Annotated in this window: 15 protein-coding genes; 10 read left to right on the top strand and 5 right to left on the bottom strand. The window is 36.3% G+C overall.

Annotated features, from left to right (window positions below):
• Window positions 1-56 precede the first annotated feature (56 nt).
• Genes zwf through edd form a run of 3 tightly spaced genes read left to right on the top strand, consistent with a single transcriptional unit; the run spans window position 57 to window position 4,171 of the window.
• Complete coding sequence (gene zwf, locus ACFIMM_RS04440) at window positions 57-1,529, top strand: glucose-6-phosphate dehydrogenase (protein ID WP_375616358.1); 1,473 nt, start codon at window positions 57-59, stop codon at window positions 1,527-1,529.
• A 10-nt stretch (window positions 1,530-1,539) separates the two neighbouring features.
• Window positions 1,540-2,292: a 6-phosphogluconolactonase gene (gene pgl / locus ACFIMM_RS04435; protein WP_375616357.1), complete on the top strand. Its 753-nt coding sequence runs from the start codon at window positions 1,540-1,542 to the stop codon at window positions 2,290-2,292.
• 55 nt (window positions 2,293-2,347) lie between these two features.
• Window positions 2,348-4,171 carry a phosphogluconate dehydratase gene (gene edd / locus ACFIMM_RS04430; RefSeq protein WP_375682556.1) on the top strand — a complete coding sequence of 608 codons (1,824 nt, stop codon included), beginning with the start codon at window positions 2,348-2,350 and terminating at the stop codon, window positions 4,169-4,171.
• A 66-nt stretch (window positions 4,172-4,237) separates the two neighbouring features.
• Here the strand turns inward: edd and folD are convergent, their stop codons facing one another.
• Window positions 4,238-5,137, bottom strand: coding sequence for a bifunctional methylenetetrahydrofolate dehydrogenase/methenyltetrahydrofolate cyclohydrolase FolD (folD, locus tag ACFIMM_RS04425; protein WP_375629801.1), 900 nt, complete (start codon window positions 5,135-5,137; stop codon window positions 4,238-4,240).
• A 316-nt stretch (window positions 5,138-5,453) separates the two neighbouring features.
• Between folD and ACFIMM_RS04420 the strand changes: the two genes are divergently transcribed.
• Window positions 5,454-7,334, top strand: a complete 1,881-nt coding sequence (locus ACFIMM_RS04420) for an AsmA family protein (RefSeq protein ID WP_375638023.1) — start codon at window positions 5,454-5,456, stop codon at window positions 7,332-7,334.
• Window positions 7,335-7,649: 315 nt separating this feature from the next.
• On the opposite strand, the gene ACFIMM_RS04415 is transcribed toward ACFIMM_RS04420, so the two are convergent.
• Entirely contained in the window at window positions 7,650-7,793 is a 144-nt protein-coding gene (locus ACFIMM_RS04415) for a hypothetical protein (protein ID WP_273790383.1), read from the bottom strand.
• 235 nt (window positions 7,794-8,028) lie between these two features.
• On the opposite strand from ACFIMM_RS04415, the gene ACFIMM_RS04410 reads away from it, so the two are divergent.
• The gene (locus tag ACFIMM_RS04410; protein WP_375612075.1) at window positions 8,029-8,772 is read left to right on the top strand and encodes a 16S rRNA (uracil(1498)-N(3))-methyltransferase; all 744 of its coding nucleotides are present in this window, start codon (window positions 8,029-8,031) and stop codon (window positions 8,770-8,772) included.
• A gap of 68 nt (window positions 8,773-8,840) precedes the next feature.
• Complete coding sequence (locus ACFIMM_RS04405; protein WP_375612076.1) at window positions 8,841-10,214, top strand: glutamate--cysteine ligase; 1,374 nt, start codon at window positions 8,841-8,843, stop codon at window positions 10,212-10,214.
• A 1,122-nt stretch (window positions 10,215-11,336) separates the two neighbouring features.
• Here ACFIMM_RS04405 and ACFIMM_RS04400 read toward each other — a convergent pair.
• Window positions 11,337-11,588 carry a type ISP restriction/modification enzyme gene (locus ACFIMM_RS04400; RefSeq protein ID WP_375692636.1) on the bottom strand — a complete coding sequence of 84 codons (252 nt, stop codon included), beginning with the start codon at window positions 11,586-11,588 and terminating at the stop codon, window positions 11,337-11,339.
• A 1,001-nt stretch (window positions 11,589-12,589) separates the two neighbouring features.
• Between ACFIMM_RS04400 and ACFIMM_RS04395 the strand changes: the two genes are divergently transcribed.
• A complete protein-coding gene (locus ACFIMM_RS04395) occupies window positions 12,590-13,945 on the top strand; it encodes an L-cystine transporter (RefSeq protein WP_375612078.1) in 1,356 nt (451 codons plus the stop codon).
• A 7-nt stretch (window positions 13,946-13,952) separates the two neighbouring features.
• Here ACFIMM_RS04395 and ACFIMM_RS04390 read toward each other — a convergent pair whose 3' ends face one another.
• Window positions 13,953-14,831 carry a methyltransferase gene (locus ACFIMM_RS04390; protein WP_375638027.1) on the bottom strand — a complete coding sequence of 293 codons (879 nt, stop codon included), beginning with the start codon at window positions 14,829-14,831 and terminating at the stop codon, window positions 13,953-13,955.
• 196 nt (window positions 14,832-15,027) lie between these two features.
• Here ACFIMM_RS04390 and ACFIMM_RS04385 point away from each other — a divergent pair, with 196 nt between their 5' ends.
• Both ACFIMM_RS04385 and grxC read left to right on the top strand, forming a co-directional pair.
• Window positions 15,028-15,813 carry a ComF family protein gene (locus ACFIMM_RS04385; protein ID WP_375621100.1) on the top strand — a complete coding sequence of 262 codons (786 nt, stop codon included), beginning with the start codon at window positions 15,028-15,030 and terminating at the stop codon, window positions 15,811-15,813.
• A 47-nt stretch (window positions 15,814-15,860) separates the two neighbouring features.
• On the top strand, window positions 15,861-16,115 hold the full coding sequence (gene grxC / locus ACFIMM_RS04380; protein ID WP_375612081.1) for a glutaredoxin 3: 255 nt from the start codon (window positions 15,861-15,863) through the stop codon (window positions 16,113-16,115).
• 20 nt (window positions 16,116-16,135) lie between these two features.
• Here the strand turns inward: grxC and ubiG are convergent, their stop codons facing one another.
• Window positions 16,136-16,879, bottom strand: a complete 744-nt coding sequence (gene ubiG / locus ACFIMM_RS04375; protein ID WP_375638029.1) for a bifunctional 2-polyprenyl-6-hydroxyphenol methylase/3-demethylubiquinol 3-O-methyltransferase UbiG — start codon at window positions 16,877-16,879, stop codon at window positions 16,136-16,138.
• 188 nt (window positions 16,880-17,067) lie between these two features.
• Between ubiG and ACFIMM_RS04370 the strand changes: the two genes are divergently transcribed.
• Window positions 17,068-18,324 (top strand): aspartate kinase, encoded by a 1,257-nt coding sequence (locus tag ACFIMM_RS04370; protein WP_375612083.1) that lies wholly within the window; start codon window positions 17,068-17,070, stop codon window positions 18,322-18,324.
• Window positions 18,325-20,782 lie beyond the last annotated feature (2,458 nt).

Raw genomic sequence — 20,782 nt, 5'->3', positions numbered from 1 at the left:
AAAGCTTTTATAAGTGATATGGGATTTCATAATCGAATAGAAAAATAAACAAGTTCATGGTGCGTAAAATTATTCCAGTTTCTTCCTTTGATTGTATTGTTTTTGGTGGCAATGGTGATCTGGCGTTGCGCAAGCTTTTGCCGGCTTTGTATCATTGTCAGTGTGCTGGGCAATTCAGTGAGCCAACACGTATTATTGGGGTTTCGCGCACTTTCTTAAGTTGTGAAGAATATCAAAATTTTGTTCGCATTTCTTTAGAAAAACATATCCATCCAAAAGATCTCAATTCAACAGAACTCAATCGTTTTCTTGCACGTTTAAGCTATGTTTCTGTTGATGTTACCTCAAATCGAGGGTGGAAGGATTTAGCCCTCCTTCTGTCACAAGATTCAGCAGATATTCGAGCTTTTTATTTGGCTGTTGGTTCGTCACTTTTTGCTGATATTGCGATGAAGTTGGGAAAAAATAATTTGGTGACAGCACAAACACGGATTATCATTGAAAAACCAATTGGTTGCGATGTAAAAACAGCTATTTCACTTAATGATGTATTTGCAAGCGCCTTTAATGAAGAGCAGATCTTTCGCATTGATCATTATCTTGGGAAGGAAACTGTTCAAAATTTAATGGCATTGCGGTTTGTTAATACACTTTATGAACCGCTATGGAACTCCAATTATATTGATCATGTTCAAATAACCGTTGCTGAATCTTTAGGGTTAGAGGGGCGTACAGAATACTATGAAAGCACTGGTGCTCTACGCGATATGGTTCAAAACCATATGCTACAGTTACTTTGTTTGGTTGCGATGGAAATACCATTTACCAACAGTGCTAATGCTGTGCGCGATGAAAAACTTAAAGTTTTACATTCTTTAACACCGCTTGATGTCCATAATGTAGGGCAGCATACTGTACGTGGGCAGTATCTTTCTGGTCTATCAAATGGTATATCGGTAGAGTCTTATTTTGATGATCTAGGAAGAGTGAGTAAGAGTGAAACATTTGTAGCACTTAAGGTTAAGATTGATAACTGGCGTTGGGCTAATACGCCTTTTTATTTACGAACAGGTAAGCGCATGTTCACGCGAATGTCTGAAATTGTTGTGGTTTTTAAACCTATTCCTCATAATATTTTTAATGTGGATTTAGATGAAATTTTTTCTAATCGGCTTGTAATTCGTCTCCAACCTGATGAAGGTGTAAAACAATGGTTGATGATTAAGGATCCAAGTTATGGCGGTATGCGGTTTCGTCACATTCCATTAGACATGAGTTTTGCTTCCGCATTTTCTGAACGTAATCCTGATGCTTATGAACGTTTATTAATGGATGTTATTCGTGGAGATCAAACACTGTTTATGCGTCGTGATGAAGTTGAGGCTGCTTGGCGTTGGATTGATCCAATCATTGAGGGATGGGAAGCAATAAAACAGCCTGTTCACAGTTATAACGCTGGTTCGTGGGGTCCGTCTGCTTCGATGAGCCTCATGGAACGTGATGGACGTATATGGAACAATTTAGTTTAGAGCAATAAGTATGTATAGAATGAATATTGATCGTTTAGACTTTGAAACCCCTCAGACTTTAGCTTTGGCATTAGCAGATCGAGTAGCCGCAGAGCTTAGTGTATCTGTTCTTGAGCGCAAGAGAGCAGTTTTAGCGGTGTCTGGTGGTAAAACACCAGAATTGTTTTTTCATTATTTGTCAAAAGCAGATATTGATTGGCAAAAGATCATTATCACTTTGGTCGATGAACGTTTTGTCCCTACACACGATGAACGTTCAAATGAACATATGGTACGGTGTCATTTGTTACAAAATTTTGCCGCAAAAGCACGTTTTGTAGGGCTTTATCATAAAGCAATTACTGCTGAACTTGCTGCTTTTTCAGCGGCGAGTCGTGTTAATACTTTGCCTAAACCCTTTGATGTTGTTGTTTTAGGAATGGGGGAGGATGGACATACGGCTTCTTTTTTTCCTGATGCTGATCGTTTAAAGCAAGCGCTTGATTTACGAACACAAGCACTTGTTTTACCCCTTCATGCTAAGAGTGCTGTTGAGCCAAGACTCTCACTAACTTTGCCAGTTATTATGCAATCTCGTTGCATTATTCTCCATTTCGAGGGTTTTCAGAAACGCGATTGTTTTGAGGAAGCTTGTCAAGATGGGGCTGAAACAGAAATGCCTATTCGGGCAATTTTGCGTAATTCCCCTCATCTCGTTCAGGTTTATTGGTCGCCTGCAGAAAATGAAATAAGTGAATCAAAATATGCGACACAAGGTGAATAAAACGTAATCTCTCTCAATGAATGAGGGGAAGAAACAATGAAAGGGGGAGAGAAATATGGCACTTTCCAAGACAATTGCTACCGTTACACGAAGGATTTATGAACGTTCTCGATCAACACGAGAAATTTACTTAGATCGTATTGCGAAAGCACAAGTTCATCGCCCCAAACGGAGTTTTTTAGGATGCGCCAATCAGGCTCATGGCTTTGCTGCTTGTGGTGCAATAGATAAAGAGCGTTTGAAGGGAAATATCGTTGGGAATATTGGCATTATCACGGCATATAATGATATACTTTCAGCACATCAACCTTTTGAAAAATTTCCTCACTTAATTAAAGAGTCGGCCCGTACGGTTGGTGGTGTTGCACAGGTTGCAGGTGGTGTTCCCGCGATGTGCGATGGTGTTACGCAGGGAAATGCGGGGATGGAGCTTTCCCTTTTTTCGCGTGAAGTAATTGCAATGGCAACAGCTATAAGCTTATCACACGATGTCTTTGATGCAGCATTGTATCTTGGGGTGTGTGATAAAATTGTGCCAGGTTTATTGATTGGTGCCCTAACATTTGGTCATTTACCAGGAATTTTTATAGCTGCTGGTCCTATGACAAGTGGTCAAGGTAATGATGAAAAAGCAAAGATACGTCAACTTTACGCGGAAAATAAAATAGATCGCCAAACACTTCTAGCATCGGAAGCACGTTCTTATCATGGGCCAGGAACATGTACATTTTATGGAACAGCTAACTCTAATCAGGTGATACTGGAGATGATGGGGCTTCATATGCCTGGAGCTTCTTTTATTAATGCGAATACACCGTTGCGTGATGCTTTAACAAAAGAAGCTACGAAACGTGTACTTGAAATGACAGATCTTGGTGATCATTATAGTCCACTTGGAATGATCATTGATGAGCGTTCTTTTGTGAATGCCATTGTAGGATTAAATGCAACAGGAGGTTCTACCAATCATGCGATTCATTTGATTGCTATGGCTGCTGTTTGCGGTATTAAATTGACATGGCATGATATTGCAGAAATTTCATCCGTTGTGCCTCTTTTAGCGCGCATTTATCCTAACGGTTTAGCAGATATTAATCATTTTTACGCTGCGGGGGGAATGGGATTTATTATTCGCGAGCTTATCGAGGCAGGTTTGGTACATGAAGATGTTTCTACGGTTTTTGGTAAAGATCTCAATGCTTATGCAATTGAAGCAAAGCTTTCTGCTGATGGTCATGTGGTGCGTGAAGCGGCTCTTAAGGAAAGTGGTGATCATAAGGTGTTAGCGGGGTGGAGAAAGCCATTTCAGCTTGATGGTGGTCTTCGTGTTTTATCAGGAGATTTGGGAACAGCTATTATAAAAGTTTCCTCTGTTAAACCAGAGTATTGGCAGATTAAAGCACCAGTCTTTGTTTTTAATGATCAAGAGGAACTACAAAAATCTTTTAAATCTGGAGTGTTGCATAATAAAGACTTTATCGCTGTCATTCGCTATCAAGGACCAAAAGCCAATGGTATGCCAGAGCTTCATAAATTAACAACCATTTTAGGCGTTTTACAAGATCGCGGTCAAAAGGTAGCATTGATAACCGATGGGCGTATGTCAGGAGCGTCAGGAAAAATTCCTGCTGCTCTCCATGTGACACCAGAAGCAGTGGATAATGGCCCCATTGCACGTTTGCAGGATGGTGATATTGTTTTTCTTGATGCTCATGAGGGTAAATTAACTCTTTTGGAGGATTTAGCAAAATTTAACGCGCGAAAAATCATACCTCCGGATCTTTCAAAAAACGAACATGGTGTTGGACGCGAACTTTTTCATGTTTTTCGTCAATCCGTTAATCGTGCAGATCAAGGGGCATCTGTTTTTATGACATGAAAAATGCAAAAATAAATAAGCTGAATCATATACAATGAAACCATATACAAGGAATTGTTACAATTTTTAGAATTTTGGTATCGGCAGATTGTGTGATCGCGCGGCGGCTTTGAGTGTATTAACCATAAGCATGGCAATTGTCATTGGTCCAACGCCTCCTGGAACAGGGGTGATCGCAGCAGCTTTTTCTTTTACGTTTTCAAAATCGACATCACCAACAAGACGTGTTTTCCCTATACCTTTTTCTGGTGCAGCAACGCGGTTAATACCGACATCAATAACAATTGCACCATCTTTTATCCAGTCTTTTTTAATCATTTGTGGGCGGCCTACAGCTGCTACTAGAATATCAGCGCTTCGACACACATCATCAAGGTCACGGGTACGACTATGGGCAATTGTCACAGTGGCATTGGCTGCTGTTAAAAGGGCAGCCATAGGTTTTCCAACAATATTAGAGCGTCCAACAACGACAGCATCAAGTCCAGATAAATCTCGTCCACAGTGTTGTTCAATCATCATCATGGCACCAGCTGGAGTGCAGGGAATAATTGCATCTTCAAGTGCATTTGCCGCGAGTTTTCCTACATTAATATAATGAAAACCATCAACATCTTTTTGGAAAGCAACGGCTTGTGTTATGCGATTTGTATTCATATGAGCAGGGAGAGGCAGCTGTACCAAAATACCATGAATTTTGGGATCAGAATTTAATGTTGCAATAAGTTGAAGGAGTTCTTTTTCTTGCGTTTCTTTGGAAACGACATGTTTGATTGAAAGAAACCCACATTCTTCGGCTTTTTTATTTTTTGAGGTGACATATACTTGACTTGCAGGATCATCTCCAACGATAATAACAGCGATACTAGGTTGTATATTATAGTGATGGCGGAGCTTTGCTGTTTCGGCCTTAACTTTCACAATAATCTCTTCAGCAAGTTTTTTTCCGTCGATAATATTATTCATTCAGAGATCCTTTCGGTAAGGCTGTTTGTTTTCTTTTGTAAAGCATTTTCTAATAATACGATAGAGTTTTATAGCAATATTCATATGAGAACAGTAAGAATGGTTTTATAATGTTGTGGATTTATAGTTTTGAAGACTTTTAAATAATTGCTTTATAAAGAAGCAGCAACATTGCTGTTTGAATAAATTTTGGATAAAGAACAAAAATAATGAAGATACAAAGTGGATATAGTGAATTATAGGATTATAAAAACTTTTTATGATCATTTAAGTTTGTTTTTAATCTGTTATAGGGGGATAAGTATAGAGGGATAATGTGCGCATCAGAATAATAAAATTTTTGAGCGGAGTTTTTATTACAATTATCTTTTTATTTGGAGTGGGGATTCTCGTTTTACCTTATCTTATTTCTACAGATGCGATTCGTATTCGTTTAGCGCAGGATTTAAGTGCATGGACGGGTTACAATGTGCAATTGCGTGATCCACCGCGGTTACATCTTTTTCCTTATCCTAAAGCATTTCTTTCTGGCGTTACTTTAACATCAAAAATGGATGATGTTGCGCCATTAATGGAAGCTGAATCAATAGAAGTTGATCTTTCTGTCGTCGATCTTCTTTGGGGACATATTTCTTTTTCAGAGACGCGGATTATGCGTCCTCAATTTGTTATGGAAAAGCCTGTTAAAACAATAGCAGATTTTTTTGATCGGTTTTCTCGCTCACAAGGTGCATTAGGGGTGGCAATACGTAATACGCGTGAAATATTAAAACATAATCCTGAGCATCCAGAGATAGAGCACCTTTTAAAACAACCTTTTGGACGGATTGTCATTAAAAATGGTGTTCTTGTGTATCACGATAGTTTTTCAGGAGTAGCAGAAAAAATAACAGGATTAAATGCAACTTTAGATTGGCCGGAATCAACTCAGGAAGTACGGTTACGTGCAGATGCGCGTTGGCGCGGAGAGTTTACAAAATTATCACTTGATGCTTCTCAAGCATTACTGCTTCTTGCTGGAGGCAAAAGTCATATTAGGGCAAGTCTCAATTCTGTACGTGGGGGAATAACTTTTACAGGAAAGGCTCGATTATCTGAATATTATATTTTTGACGGAAAAGTGTCAATGCGTTCTCCTGGATGGAATCAGACATTGTCTTGGGTTGGTGGAAATCAGTTTTGGGGACATAAATTAAAAATACCCATTGTATGGGAATCTCATTTTTTAGCGCAGCCAATGCATATCCAAATGAACAATGTTACATTTACGATGGGGAAAGCCAATGCGCGAGGAGCTTTAAAACTCGATTTTCAAGATTATGTACCAAATGTCATGGGCTCTTTAGCCTTTGATAATCTAGACCTTAGCCTCTTGGGTTCAATGTTTTTTTCAGGTAAAAAGAAAAATGCCTGCTTTGACATGAGAACTTTTGATTGTATTGGCGTGGATATACGACTTTCTGCGCCACAAGCTAAAATAGGAAATATTTCACTCACAAATTTAGCTGCTGCAATACAAATAAGAGATGGTCATGGTATTTTTGATCTTGGACATGCGAATATTTTTGGTGGATCTGTGCAAAGTAATATTGAAGTTACTTCAGCTGGACAGAAAGTGCGTATTGGAGGAAATATTTCAGGTGCTTCTATTGATATGCAGGAGACTTTAGAAATCTTGGGATTTATTCCATTTATACAAAGCAAAACGAATTTTACTGCAACGGTACGAACACTTGCTGATTCTTGGCCAGAAATTTTTACGAAAATGCAGGGTGAGTTAACACTGAAGATGTCTTCTGGTCGGCTATTAGGGTATGATCTGAATGAATTACAAACAAGACTTTCAAATAAACAACAATTTCTTTTAATGAATAATGATACTTTTTCAACAACATTTGATCACTGGGATATTCAGACAAGCTTTTCAGAAGGTATGATGAAGGTAACAGAGTCATTAATGCGTACAGCAGACTTGAGCTTATCCATTCAAGGAATCATTGCAACTGCTATTGCGCAAGGGAAGGAAAATGAACTGATATTACAGGCACAACTACGCAAAAACTATAGATCAGAAACTTTATGTAAAGATGTCCAATGTCTTGCTAATAGCCTTGCATGGCCTTTTACATTTTCTCTAAGCTCTAAAGGACAAAATCATGGCGATTTTTGGGTTACAAAAGATATTAACGCAGATTGAGTATCGTTTTTCATCTGTATAATATTCTATCCTATAATGGTAATTCGTCTTTTTGCAACTTAAAATTGTCTTTTAAATTTAAATCAGAGCTCCCATTATCGGAAGATTCTCTCATTTTAAATCCGTTCGTCGTGAAGCAGTAAAAACCATCCTCACCGTCATAATAAGTGAGGTTGGTATAGATAAATGACTGAAGAGAGGAATAAAAAACCTTCTTATGGAATCTTTCAAATACAAGAGATTCATAATATCGGTGCTAATCTTATAAAAATTGCTAAAAAACATTAAAATTTTAAGGAGGATGTTGGCCAGTGCTTATTGAATCGCAGAAGAAATACCATAGCCATCTTTGGTAATTGTATGCTTCCCGTCGGCTCCAACAGAACCAATTCCCACTGTAATCAAAATAAAGGCTAAGAGGGTTGTAATCGTAATAATTGTAGCTTTTTTAGCAGACATATTTTTCCTCCACGGATGCATCAATGACTGAATGCAAAGATGAATGGTGCATTATTTAAACTTTTATGAAAGCAGAATCACTTAAGGATCTATAAGTTCCTATTATTATCTCATAAAGCTAAAAAAACTCTATAATTCTTTAATATATTATAGTTCTATAGATATAATTTTTTCTTTTTGCTATATATTTTTCTTCATTTTCTCGATGACGATAGTGAGCATTGGCAAAATTTTTATGCGCATAAATTATAAACTTAAAAGATTATTTATCCGGCAGACATTGGCTTTGAATGAAGAAATAAAGATAGAGGGGGCACAAGCTTCTTATCTTATGCATGTTTTGCGTATGAAAGAAGGAGCAGAAATTTTACTTTTTAATGGACAGGATGGTGAGTGGCTTGCTAAACTTATCACTGTTAAGAAAAAATTTGTTGTGGTTCAGCTTATCCATCAAGAAAGATTACAAACGACGCATTCCAATCTTATTTATTGCTTTGCTCCACTCAAAAATGCGCGGTTGGATTATATGGTGCAGAAAGCTGTTGAAATGGGGGTATCGATTTTGCAGCCTGTTATAACGCATCATACGCAGGCTACGCGTATCAATATGGCGCGTATGGAAGCCAATGTTATTGAAGCTTCTGAACAGTGTGGAATTTTATCTCTTCCTAAATGCGTATCGGCTCTATCATTAGCAGAACTTTTAGCACAGTGGGATGAGACACAGCCTTTATTCTTTTGTGATGAAGAGCATAAATTGCATAATCCATTACCTTCTTTTAAAAAGCGTGACGTTACAACACCTGGTATTCTTATTGGACCGGAAGGTGGCTTTAGTGAAGAAGAGCGGAGCTTTTTAAAAAAACATCCTTTTGTGTTTCCAATATCACTAGGTCCGCGTATTTTACGCGCTGATACTGCCGCTGTTGCTGCTTTGGCTCTTCTTAATGCTACCGTGGGGGATTGGGCAATGGATTGAGAAATCTGTAAAATCATTCTAAACAATTTATTTAAGATGATGATACCAATTATAGGATACGGTAAGTTATGGCGCTTGATATAACTGATGAAAGTGAAATTTATAACTTAGATTCTTTGGTTAGCTATTTCCAAGGGGGGTATAAAGCAGAAGATGATTGGCGCATTGGTACAGAACATGAAAAATTTCCGTTTTATAGAGATGGTTTTCACCCTGTTCCTTATGAAGGAGAGAGGGGAATCCGAGCGCTTTTAGAGAGGATGCAAAGCGCCTTAGGATGGAAACCTATTTTAGATGAAGAGAATATTATTGGGCTCGTAGGATCAGTTGATCAGGGAGCCATTTCTTTGGAACCTGGGGGACAATTTGAATTATCTGGTGCACCATTAAAATCAGTAAGCCATACATATTACGAGTTGATGGAGCATTTAACTCTTCTCAAAAAAATTGCAGAACCATTAGGTATAGGTTTTTTAGGTCTTGGAGCTAGTCCAAAGTGGACTTTAGCTGAAACGCCGCGAATGCCTAAATCACGTTATCAGATTATGACTGATTATATGCCTAAAGTGGGGTATAATGGTCTTAATATGATGTATCGCACATCAACAGTTCAGGTTAATCTTGATTTTTCATCTGAAAGTGATATGCGGCGAAAAATGCAAGTATCCATGAAGTTACAGTCCATTGCAACGGCATTATTTGCAAGTTCGCCCTTTACAGAAGGGCGCCCAAATGGCTTTTTATCGTGGCGTTCTGAAATTTGGCGTAATACGGATAATCAGAGGACAGGCGTTCTGCCCTTTGTATTTTCTGAGCGTTTTGGTTTTGCTGATTATGTTGAATGGGCCCTTGATGTTCCAATGTATTTTGTTGTGCGGGATGGTCGTTATTATGATTGTACACACATAACGTTTCGTCAGTTTATGAATGGAGCATTAAAAGGACAAGTTGCAAATTCAATTCCAAACATGGGAGATTGGATTAATCACTTATCAACGTTATTTCCTGAAGTCCGCTTAAAAAGATTTTTAGAAATGAGGGGAGCTGATTGTGGTTCTTGGAAGCGCATTTGTGCGTTGTCGGCTTTTTGGGTTGGGCTTCTTTATGATAGGGAAGCACTTAATGAGGCAGAGGCTTTGACAAAAGATTGGTGTTTTGAAGAAGTTTTAGAGTTGCGCCAACGCGTTCCTAAAGAAGGGTTAAGAACTCCTTTTCGTCAAACTATTCTTTTAGAGTTAGCACGTCAAGCTCTCGCTATTGCTCGCAAAGGCTTAAAAAATCGCAAACAGTATGATACGAATGGTTTTGATGAAACAAATTTTCTTAATCCTCTAGAAGAGGTTGTTGCAATGGGACAAACAGATGCTGAAAAATTTTTGTCCCATTACTATTCTATTTGGAATGAGTCGGTAGAACCTTTATTTTTAGAATGTGCCTATTAAATTTGAAGCAAAGATACTTCCTACTTTTTTAAAAATGCATATCACCGTGGTGGTTCATTCACTCATTTCTCTAGAGAGCATATCCTACCTTGCTTTTAACATTTCTCATAACGGAAAGGATACAATACAAAAATCTCTTGGGCAGTGTGATTTTTATACCCAATAATATCACGATATTTCCGTAATCGTAATGTTGTCCCTTTGTACTAAAGATAGTTCATAAGAGATAAAGCTTATTATCAAACATTTTTTATTCACTTGGCTCATCTACTTATGAATAGGTCTGAAAATAATATTTTTCACTTTTAAAAGGGATAAAAAAATATAATTTGCGGTTAATAGTCAATTATTATAATTCAATATACAATGCTTATATGAAAGAGCATTTTATTATACAAAAATTATGATATCAATCTTTCAGTGCGCTAAAAAGACAGTAGAAAAAATACCGATAGATCTATGTATGTATAACTCAATTTTATTTTTATAAAAAAAAGAAATATATTATGTAAATAGATAGAAATAAAGATTATTATATATAATGAATGTGTTAATTACATCATTAAATATTGATAAATAAAAAATATTATCTTCATAGAGTTATATGAAATTATAAGCTATTCATAGATAAGAAATAACTATTTGTATGCAAAGGGGTATTATATTAAAATACTATTATTCTTGATAAAGAGGCACGAGATAAAGAGATTGAGCTTGTAACGAATGAGTGTTTGAATACGCACAAAAATTCAAAAAAGCACAACATTTCTATAGCAGAATAATCTTTATCAGTATGAGCGCAACTTATTATAGGCAATTAATTATCCCCATACATTGTAAATCTACTGTAAGACTGCTTTTAATGCTTTAAACTGTACTATTCATAAAATTTATAATATTTGTAGGCTTAAAGCCTCTCATTGTAATCATATATCCTCAGTCTTTTCCATTGTTTTCATTATCTAGAAATTTGTAATCGTCTTTGTTATGCTCCACTAGGATAAGCAGCTTTAAAATGTGCTCGTCCTTCATCCGTAATGGCATCACGCCTCTGTAAACCAGATGTTTTTCTTTCCTTTATTGAATTTGCAAACAAAAGGGATTGTTTTTCATCATGAACAGTTACAGAGATTCAACGTTTTTATAAAGATACCGTGGAAAGCATTGACCTGTATCTATTGCATCTAGATTAGGCAAATTCTTAGCAATCAATACAGAAAAAACGCTTCGTGCTCCTATGCCTGTAATTTGTATCATCCTATTTTCAACTTTTTGTTCTATCAGGACTATACGAGGTATTTGGTAAATTCCATCGTTGAGATTCCGATTATAATAAAACCACTGTTGCGTAAAAGGATGATATGAACTCTGAATGAGGCATGCCTCTTCAAATTCAAAAACCTTTCCTCTTATTAGTTATTGCGTAACATTATAACTCCAACTTATCTTTTTTATATCTAAAGTGACAAAATTATCTATAGCACGTGCACGTGTTGTTCGATCAGTATATGAATAGGTATCGTTAAAACGTTTTACTGCGCTATTATAAAAAGCAATCATATTATTTATATTTTCTGCTCAAGCTCCGCCCTCCAATGTTGCGGCAGCTCTTGCATTAAGATGTTTCATAAGAGGTCTTTCTACTCCTTTCTTATACATTTTTACTCATACGCCAGCCCTGCTTGTGACGTGCAAGCAAATGATTTTGATTGATTCAAGATAAACAGGTTTGAAATGAGAGAATCTTACGTTATTCGGGACTCTCATTTAATATGCAAAACAGTAAATTATGATTATAAATCAACATGTTGTATTTCAAAGACTTTTTATGACTATAAAAAGAGTTTTGAAAAATAAAAAAGCTTTCATTGAGAGCAAAGAAAGAATATATAAAAAGTATTTTCAATAAAATAATTATATTTGAAGTGCTGATCAAAGCTATTGAGAGTGCAGTCCATAAAATGAGCAGAAGTAGCTTGTTGGTGTATTTTCTAGAAAAATCATGAATGTTCGATTGTTAATTCATCCTTGCTTGGAAAGCTCGCTTCAGTTCAAATAGAAAAAGAGAGAGGTAAGGAGATTTATAGGATAAGATATGCTGGAATTATTCAGTATTAAGATGCAATGAATGCTGCTTATATTTCTCTTTTTTAACTATTTTATGAGAGTGAAAATTTAAATAATAAGAAAATAATTTTATTTATTTTCTTTAAACAGTTATTAGTAGATAAAAAATTCTCTTTTAATCTATAAATTAAAAAAATAATGATTTTGTAAAAGCCTTGTAAGCTTTATAGGTTAATTTTAAATATCATGCATTGATTTTGAATTATGCAGATTATTTATGTCAACCATAATAATAGTGAGCATAGACAATGACATTTAATTTTTTCGTCAATTTATTTCTATTTGTTATTTTTTTATTGTTGGTTTCTCAAAGTAAGAAAATGCAATGGAGTCTTTCACTACGTGTTATGCTATGGCTTATCCTTGGCTTGATTTTTGGAAGTGTTTTGCAGTTTATTTATGGAGAGGGTGAAAGCACTTTATTGAAATCCGTTGAATGGTTTAACATTGTCGGTGAGGGCTATATTTTATTGTTGCAAATGATTGTTATGCCATTGGTTTTTATCTCTATCGTTTCAGCAGTTGCTCATTTACATTCTGTTTATGCTGTTGGAAAGATGAGTATAATAACAATTTCAATATTGCTTTTTACAACGGCTCTTTCAGCATTGGTTGGTGTGCTTGTGGTTAATTTTTTTGGATTAACAACCGATGGTTTGGTGCATGAAGGGCAAAATGTTTCTGCTCTTCTTGAAGGTCATATTTCTAAACTTGGAGATATGAATATACCAAAGATGATTTTGTCTATGATTCCTAAAAATCCATTTGCTGAGTTGAGTGGAGCTAAACGTACGTCAATTATTAGTGTTGTGATTTTTGCGTCATTTTTAGGTGCATCGGTTCTTCTTTTAAAGAAAGATGAGCCAGAAAAAGGAGAAAAAGCGCTTTTATTTATTCAAGTGGCACAAGCTTGGATTATGCGGTTAGTCCGTATTGTGATTGCTTTGACGCCTTATGGTATTTTTGCACTTATGACGAAAGTAGGAGCAATATCGCGTATTACAGATATTTTAAATTTACTGGTTTTTATCATTGCCTCTTATGTCGGTATTATTTTAATTTTTGGAATTCATGGTGTATTGCTTGGTATTTCTGGGATTAATCCCTTTCGTTTTTTCAAAAAGGTTTTACCAGTTTTAACATTTGCTTTTAGCAGTCGTTCAAGTGCTGCAAGTATTCCTTTGAATATTGAAGCGCAAACACAGTGGATAGGTGTACCACAATCCATTGCGAGTTTTGCAGCTTCTTTTGGGGCAACAATTGGACAAAATGGTTGTGCTGGTCTTTATCCAGCGATGCTTGCGACCATGATTGCACCCTCTATGGGTATTAATCCTCTTGATCCTACTTGGATTGCTACGCTTATTGGTGTTGTAACGTTGAGTTCTATTGGTGTTGCTGGTGTGGGGGGAGGTGCTATTTTCGCTGCATTGATTGTGTTACCAATTATGGGGCTTCCTGTTACTTTGGTTGCTGTACTTATCTCTATTGAACCGCTAATTGATATGGGACGGACTGCTCTAAACGTGAGCGATTCAATGATAGCTGGAACGGTCACCAGTCAAATATTACGGACAACAGATAAAAGTATTTTTAAAAAATAATTTTAGATTATATTTTTTGGGGCTGTAAAACATCTGTAAGAGATATTTGCGCTGAACCAGGTTGTAGCGGTTTTTGTTGATTGGGATGAGGAGCCCAACCAGAGAGCCAGATGAAAGAAAAATGTGCACGAATACGTCCATCAGGATCACTAAATCGTTGTGCATAGATTTCAGCTGCGCGGAGAAAAAAACGTTTGGATACAGGGCGTCGTGAACGATTGATGAGTGCATTTTGCATTCCCATAGCTTTAAGATCGTGCATAAGGTCAAACATTGTATTATAACGTATTGTGATATCTTCAACGTCTGCTACAGGCAGGGCAAAGCCAATACGCTGTAAAAGAGCGCCTGCATCACGAATGTCGGCAAAAGGGTAGATTCTAGGGCTTGCTCCATCATAAATTTCACTTTCAGCTTGCAGCAGGCTTTCGCGCAATTCTCTTAATGTACCAGCTCCTGCCATAACAGCAAGAAATAAGCCATCTGGTTTAAGAGTATTTTTTATCTGGCTTAGAACACCAGGGGTATCATTGGTCAATTGTAATGAAAGAAGTGAAACAATAAGGTCACAGTAACTTTGAGGTAAATCAAGAAATTCTCGATGACGTAAATGAAATTTTTTATCATGGCTTTGATAAAGCGTATCGGTCTCAATGCGTTCTATGGAACAAACTTTTCCAGATTTCATTAAAGCTTGCGCAGCAAGGTCTGTATGGCTGTGTAAATCGAGAGCTAATGTAAAGAGGCGATCAACAGTGCTAAGGCGTTTATAGAGATCTTCTGCCATGTGAGAGAGTAAAAAGTCACATCCTTTTTTTGCTTTTTGAAAGGCACGTTTTCGGAATTGTTCAATGCGGTTATGATCAAAAATTAAAGGATGCGACATATTGTAGAACACTTTCGATCTATGAAAGAATATATTTTAAAAAGGTTCATTATTTGTGCAAGCTCTGTCAAGTTTATAATATGAAAGAAAATAAATTTATAGAAGGTAAGAGTTTTTAAAGGAATTAAAATTATAAATTGAGGAAATACAAAGGAACTTTTGTTCTGAGGGAAACTTGTAAAAGCCTAAATTTATAATGTTGTATTTTCGAGAAGCGGCGTTAAATAGCGGAGATATACTAAGTAAGTTCGTTGAACGCTTGAAAACGATGCTTTATCCACCAATTTGTCCTGGATGTAAGCAAAATGTTTTTACTTATGGTACGATTTGCTCCGAATGTTGGAAAGATCTTCAATTTATCACAAAACCTTATTGTCCTGTTATGGGGACTCCTTTTGTTTGTGATATGGGGGATGGTTTTCTTAGTGGTGAAGCACTCCGTAATTCCCATCCTTTTTCACGTGTTCGCTCAGTCATTGTTCATAAAGGGCTTGCACGAACTTTAGTAACGCGCTTAAAATATGGTGATCATATAGAATTGGCATCATTTATGGCCAATTGGATGATGTTTGCTGGACGCGAGGTTATTGATGATTGTGATGTTATTATTCCCATTCCATTGCATTTTCGTCGTTTTTGGGAGAGGCGTTATAATCAATCTGCTGAGCTTGCACGTTACATTGCAGCATCACAAAAAAAGCTTTTAAAACCGAGTTGGCTTGTTCGTTGTCGGCATACCCGTCCGCAGGTTAGTCTTTCTTCGAGAGAGAGAAAACTTAACGTAAAAAATGCTTTTAAGGTTTCGCATAAAGTTAAAAAATATCTCAAAGGATGTTCTGTTTTGCTGATTGATGATGTATTTACAACGGGTGCAACAGTTACAGCAGCAGCTGCTGCATTAAAAGATGCAGGTGCACGACAGGTTGATGTGCTAACATTTTCGCGTGTTCTCAAAGAAGATTCTATTTTTCCCTCTTCTTAAGAGGAATTTAAAATGAATATTATTAAAAAATATTGGAGGATAATACTATGAAAGAGGTAATAATTTATACACGCCCTAACTGTCCTTATTGTACAAAAGCACGTGATTTGCTTAATAAAAAAGGCGTAAAGTATACAGATATTGATGCTTCCACATCCCTTCGCCAAGAAATGGTACAGCGTGCAAATGGACGTAATACATTTCCACAAATTTTCATAGGTGATTATCACGTTGGCGGTTGTGATGATCTTTATGCTTTAGAGGCTGAGGGAAAGCTCAATTCTTTATTACAAGGCATATGATATTTGTAAATTACATATTCTTAAGACCGTTTTGCAAGAAGGAGATAGTTAACGCCCATGTCTTTTGAGCGATTCCAGCTGTCGTTTAATGGGTTATAAGTAATACCTATCTCATCAATGACAGTCAGAGCGTTTTTTGATAAGAAATTTTTAAGTTCTAGAGGTTTTAGGAATTTTTTATAATCATGGGTTCCTTTAGGAAGCCAACGTAGAATATATTCAGCGCCTACAATAGCAAGCCCCCATGCTTTCCATGTGCGGTTGAGTGTTGAGACAAACATCACCCCTTGTGGTTTCAGCATTTTTGCTGTAGCTTCTATGAAGAGATTAACGTCAGCGACATGTTCAACAACTTCCATATTAAGGATGATATCAAATTTTTCTCCTTCATTGGCAAGTACTTCTGCTGTCGTCGTGCGGTAATCAATGGAAAGATCATTTTGAGCTGCATGGGTTTTTGCGACTTCAATATTTGTTTGTGCAGCATCAACGCCTACAACTATAGCACCAAGACGTGCCATTGGTTCAGATAACAAGCCTCCTCCACAGCCAATATCAAGAATTTTCAAATTGTGAAAGGGCGTAAGTGAAGAAGGGTCACGATTAAACTCTAAACAGATTTTTTCTCTGATGTAAGCAAGGCGTGTTGGGTTAAATTGGTGAAGAGGTCGAAATTTTCCTTGTGGATTCCACCATTCTGTAGCAATACGTGAAAAATGATCAATTTCACTTTGATCAATAGTTGTTTGTGTTTCATCGATCATGTTGCCTTCCTTTATTTTTAATGATCAGGTCAAGTAGATTTTATACAAAGTCAAGAGAAATTAATATAATCATAATGAAACTTGCACAAATGATAGATATTCGCTATGTCGAGAAAATGGTTAGTTGATACAGCATCTAATTCTCATTACTGTTTGAGATAAGAGATGTAAAGGTAAGAGTGTTATTAATGGCGCGCATTGTCATGAAATTTGGTGGAACGTCTGTAGCAAACATTGAATGTATTCATAATGTTGCAAGGCATGTCAAAAGAGAGGTTGATGCAGGCAATGAGGTTGCCGTTGTCGTATCTGCGATGGCTGGTAAAACGAATGAACTTGTTCAGTGGACAAGTGATGCTTCCTCTATGCATAGAGATGCTCGTGAATATGATGTTGTGGTTGCTTCTGGTGAACAGGTTACGTCAGGTTTGTTGGCTTTGACACTTCAAGAAATGGGGGTGAATGCACGTTCATGGCTTGGTTGGCAAATTCCTATTCATACAGACAATGCGCATGGCCGTGCACGTATTACTAATATTGATGGATCTTTTTTAATCGAGTGTTTTCAGGAAGGTCAGGTTGCCGTTATTGCTGGTTTTCAGGGGTTATCTCCGGATAACCGGATTTCTACCTTAGGGCGTGGGGGATCAGATACAAGTGCTGTTGCTATAGCCGCTGCTGTACAAGCTGATCGCTGTGATATTTATACGGATGTGGATGGTGTTTATACAACGGATCCACGTATAGAGCCGAAAGCGCGTCGTTTACCAAAAGTAGCTTTTGAAGAAATGCTAGAAATGGCTTCTCTTGGTGCAAAGGTTTTACAGGTTCGTTCTGTTGAATTGGCAATGGTTCATAAGGTTCGTACCTTTGTGCGTTCAAGTTTTGAGGATCCTGATGCGTTAGGCATGGAGGATCCAATGAGTTCTTCTGGAACACTTATTTGCGATGAGGATGAAATTGTGGAACAACAAAATGTTACTGGTATTGCTTTTGCTAAGGATGAAGCACAAATTTCCCTTCGTCGGCTTGCCGATCGTCCAGGGATTTCGGCAGCAATTTTTGGTCCCTTGGCTGAAGAAAGCATTAATGTTGATATGATTGTGCAAAATATTTCTGAAGATGGCTCAAAAACTGATATGACTTTTACTGTACCATCATCAGATGTAGAAAAAGCCGTTACACTTCTTGAAAAGAATCGCAAAGAAATTGGATTTGATGTTCTCCAGTTTGAAAGCGATCTCGCCAAGGTATCTGTGATTGGTATTGGAATGCGTAGCCATGCAGGTGTTGCCGCTACAGCATTTAAGGCTTTGGCTGAAAAGGGTATTAACATTCAAGCAATTACGACCTCAGAAATTAAAATTTCTATTTTGATTGATAGTGCTTACACTGAACTTGCGGTTAGAACATTACATGCTGTTTATGCACTTGATAAGGGATAAGTATTTTTTAGTTTCAACAGAGTTTCAATAACGTAAAGCTTTAATATATATTAATAATTTTTGTTAAGGATATTTATATTTTAACTTAAATGGAATATTTAATACAGCAGGACTCTCTCATTTTAAACTTGTTCATGATGAATTTAAAATGGTCACTTATACATTACAAGAGAAAGATGTTTGGGTAAAAAACTGTTTAAGAAGGGATATAAAATATGCCGTCTATAAACGTTTTAGAGCCTATAGAGTGAGATGGAGAAGACTTTACGATAAGCCTTAATAGAACTAAGGAACAATGCACTGCGTTTATTCAAAGAATGCATGTTACATGAGGGACAGCCTCGTGAATACAGATTTAATATTATAAATCTTAGAGAAATGGGAGCTCATTGGATTAGTGACGGAATTACCAAAATAGAATTGATGATGTATTTTCTAGAGATGTTTAGTTTGTCATCAAATGATTGTTTATGACTTTATGTATATCTTGAAAATTTAATTTTTTCCGTATTACGAGGCAATAAAAAATATATCTCTATAGATAATATTTATGTTGCACTATAAGTTATAAAATTACCATGTCTTATGCGTTTATAGCTTCTTCAGAAGTACTTTTCATAAAATAATGATAATGTTACAGTGTGTTTCTTTTATGATTTTATTACTTAAATTTTTTTCATGTCTATTTCTCTTTTTTGAATTATGATTAAGATTTTCAAAGTTTTTGATACCTCCATATGTTCTTTAGGTTAACTTTCTTCCCTTAACTACTCTATTATAAGTATTTTCTGTGTCATACTGCCAATCACACATGAAATACATTCTTTCGTTTTTGCAGTATATTGTGCTAGTTTCTTATCATGTTTACATATTTTGCAAATGGTGGTCTTTGTAAGCAAAACTCTTCTTGTGAGAAATATAGCCATATTATTTTACCCTTCTTGTATTTTATGTGGCGTTGTACAATTTGAAAGTCTCGGAAATATTGCTTTTTAAATTATCTATGAAGAGTATTTTATGATATCAAGAAATATAGAGCGTGCTCTTTAAACAAAAAGAAAATAAATATCAAATAAGAGCGGAAAAAGGGGAGAACAACGATATATATGCTCTATTTTTCCACCAATCATATGTTTTAGAATAGTCTAAATGACTAGGATTTTCTTTTTTCCCGCGAGTTAATTACGTAAACTAGAGTGCTCCCTGTGGAAGCATGCTTCAAGTTTAATTCTTTCATGGAGTGAGACAAGCGATGTGTCGATGATAAAAAACGGGAATATTTTTCCACTCCATTGTCAATCTAGTAGTGATGTTATGACGTTGTTATTCCAAATAAATCTTTTGTTTTTTGTTACCTGTATCAATATCTAATGTCAGTGCAGATGCATATTTGATGGTATATTGAGACGGATAAGGGGCCTACGAGCAACTCCTGTTTTTGTATGCCAGATAGGAATAAGGATGTTGCGTATACCTGGTGGGGTAATTTCTGAAATGGAGATAAAACCTAATTGGGTGAGATGAAGCCATAAAAGTGAAAACCAACTTCCATTTTACAACTTCCTTTTAATTCTGCTTTACAATTTTCAAAGGTATTGACAGCAATATCTTTTAAATAATGGATATTACACATTGGTTCACGTTTTTGTTTATTTGCGTTATTTAAATCTATATGCCTTTCACGTAAAACAAAACGCTATTATAGTGCCAATTTACGCGCTTGTTTTGAAGAAATATCTCTCTCCCCAAGGGGGCGCCCCCCCCCACATTATGGCGCCTGTGGATGGCTAACGTAAAGTTTATTGGGGACCACCATCTCCTTTACTTAGATCAAAGGTGTCAGCTGGTCGTCATCATTTAATTTTTAGTTTTCCTGTTGAACAGCGCTTATATGGATATGATGAAGCATTCTTATTTCTTTCTTCAAATAATCCATACTTCTCCTCGGCTTGTGACGTGTAAGAGAATAGTCTTGATTGATTCATCATGTACAGATTTGAAATGAGGAAATCATACGATATCTAGACTCCATTCAAGATTTATAATGATAAATCAAATATTTTTTATCCAAAAATAATGTGCTTTTAAGAAGATAAAAATTAAAGTTATTTAGAATACCGCAATAAAATCAGTAACGAGGAGGGTAGTTTATTGGAAAAAAATAAACCATGGAATTACTTAACTGATTATTGAATTTTGCTTATTCTTATCTGTTTCGTATGATTAAACATAAGATATTGATTTATAATAATTAATTTTTTCTTTATAGTGAATAATAGTCCCGACGAAAGGCAGCTTTTCTGAAACCACGAAGCCTTTCATATTGAAACAATTAAAATCATTTTTGTGCACACCATGAGTGGAGCCGGTGCATGAGTAAAAGAATATTGAAGAAAGGAATAAAAATATCTCTTATAAGTCTTCTTAAGAGTCAAAGGTGTTGTAACATTAGAGGCTC

Origin of the sequence: Bartonella sp. AP258QHHD, assembly GCF_042196145.1 — a bacterium.
Classification (GTDB): domain Bacteria; phylum Pseudomonadota; class Alphaproteobacteria; order Rhizobiales; family Rhizobiaceae; genus Bartonella.
The sequence above is the reverse complement of the archived record's forward strand: the minus strand, read 5'-3'. Positions and strand labels throughout refer to the sequence as shown.

Excerpts from the sequence above, each read along its gene's own strand:
- zwf (WP_375616358.1), top strand. The coding sequence starts at position 57 with ATGGTGCGTAAAATTATTCCAGTTTCTTCCTTTGATTGTATTGTTTTT.
- pgl (WP_375616357.1), top strand. The coding sequence starts at position 1,540 with ATGTATAGAATGAATATTGATCGTTTAGACTTTGAAACCCCTCAGACT.
- edd (WP_375682556.1), top strand. The coding sequence starts at position 2,348 with ATGGCACTTTCCAAGACAATTGCTACCGTTACACGAAGGATTTATGAA.
- folD (WP_375629801.1), bottom strand. The coding sequence starts at position 5,137 with ATGAATAATATTATCGACGGAAAAAAACTTGCTGAAGAGATTATTGTG.
- ACFIMM_RS04415 (WP_273790383.1), bottom strand. The coding sequence starts at position 7,793 with ATGTCTGCTAAAAAAGCTACAATTATTACGATTACAACCCTCTTAGCC.
- ACFIMM_RS04410 (WP_375612075.1), top strand. The coding sequence starts at position 8,029 with ATGCGCATAAATTATAAACTTAAAAGATTATTTATCCGGCAGACATTG.
- ACFIMM_RS04405 (WP_375612076.1), top strand. The coding sequence starts at position 8,841 with ATGGCGCTTGATATAACTGATGAAAGTGAAATTTATAACTTAGATTCT.
- ACFIMM_RS04395 (WP_375612078.1), top strand. The coding sequence starts at position 12,590 with ATGACATTTAATTTTTTCGTCAATTTATTTCTATTTGTTATTTTTTTA.
- ACFIMM_RS04390 (WP_375638027.1), bottom strand. The coding sequence starts at position 14,831 with ATGTCGCATCCTTTAATTTTTGATCATAACCGCATTGAACAATTCCGA.
- ACFIMM_RS04385 (WP_375621100.1), top strand. The coding sequence starts at position 15,028 with ATGTTGTATTTTCGAGAAGCGGCGTTAAATAGCGGAGATATACTAAGT.
- grxC (WP_375612081.1), top strand. The coding sequence starts at position 15,861 with ATGAAAGAGGTAATAATTTATACACGCCCTAACTGTCCTTATTGTACA.
- ubiG (WP_375638029.1), bottom strand. The coding sequence starts at position 16,879 with ATGATCGATGAAACACAAACAACTATTGATCAAAGTGAAATTGATCAT.
- ACFIMM_RS04370 (WP_375612083.1), top strand. The coding sequence starts at position 17,068 with ATGGCGCGCATTGTCATGAAATTTGGTGGAACGTCTGTAGCAAACATT.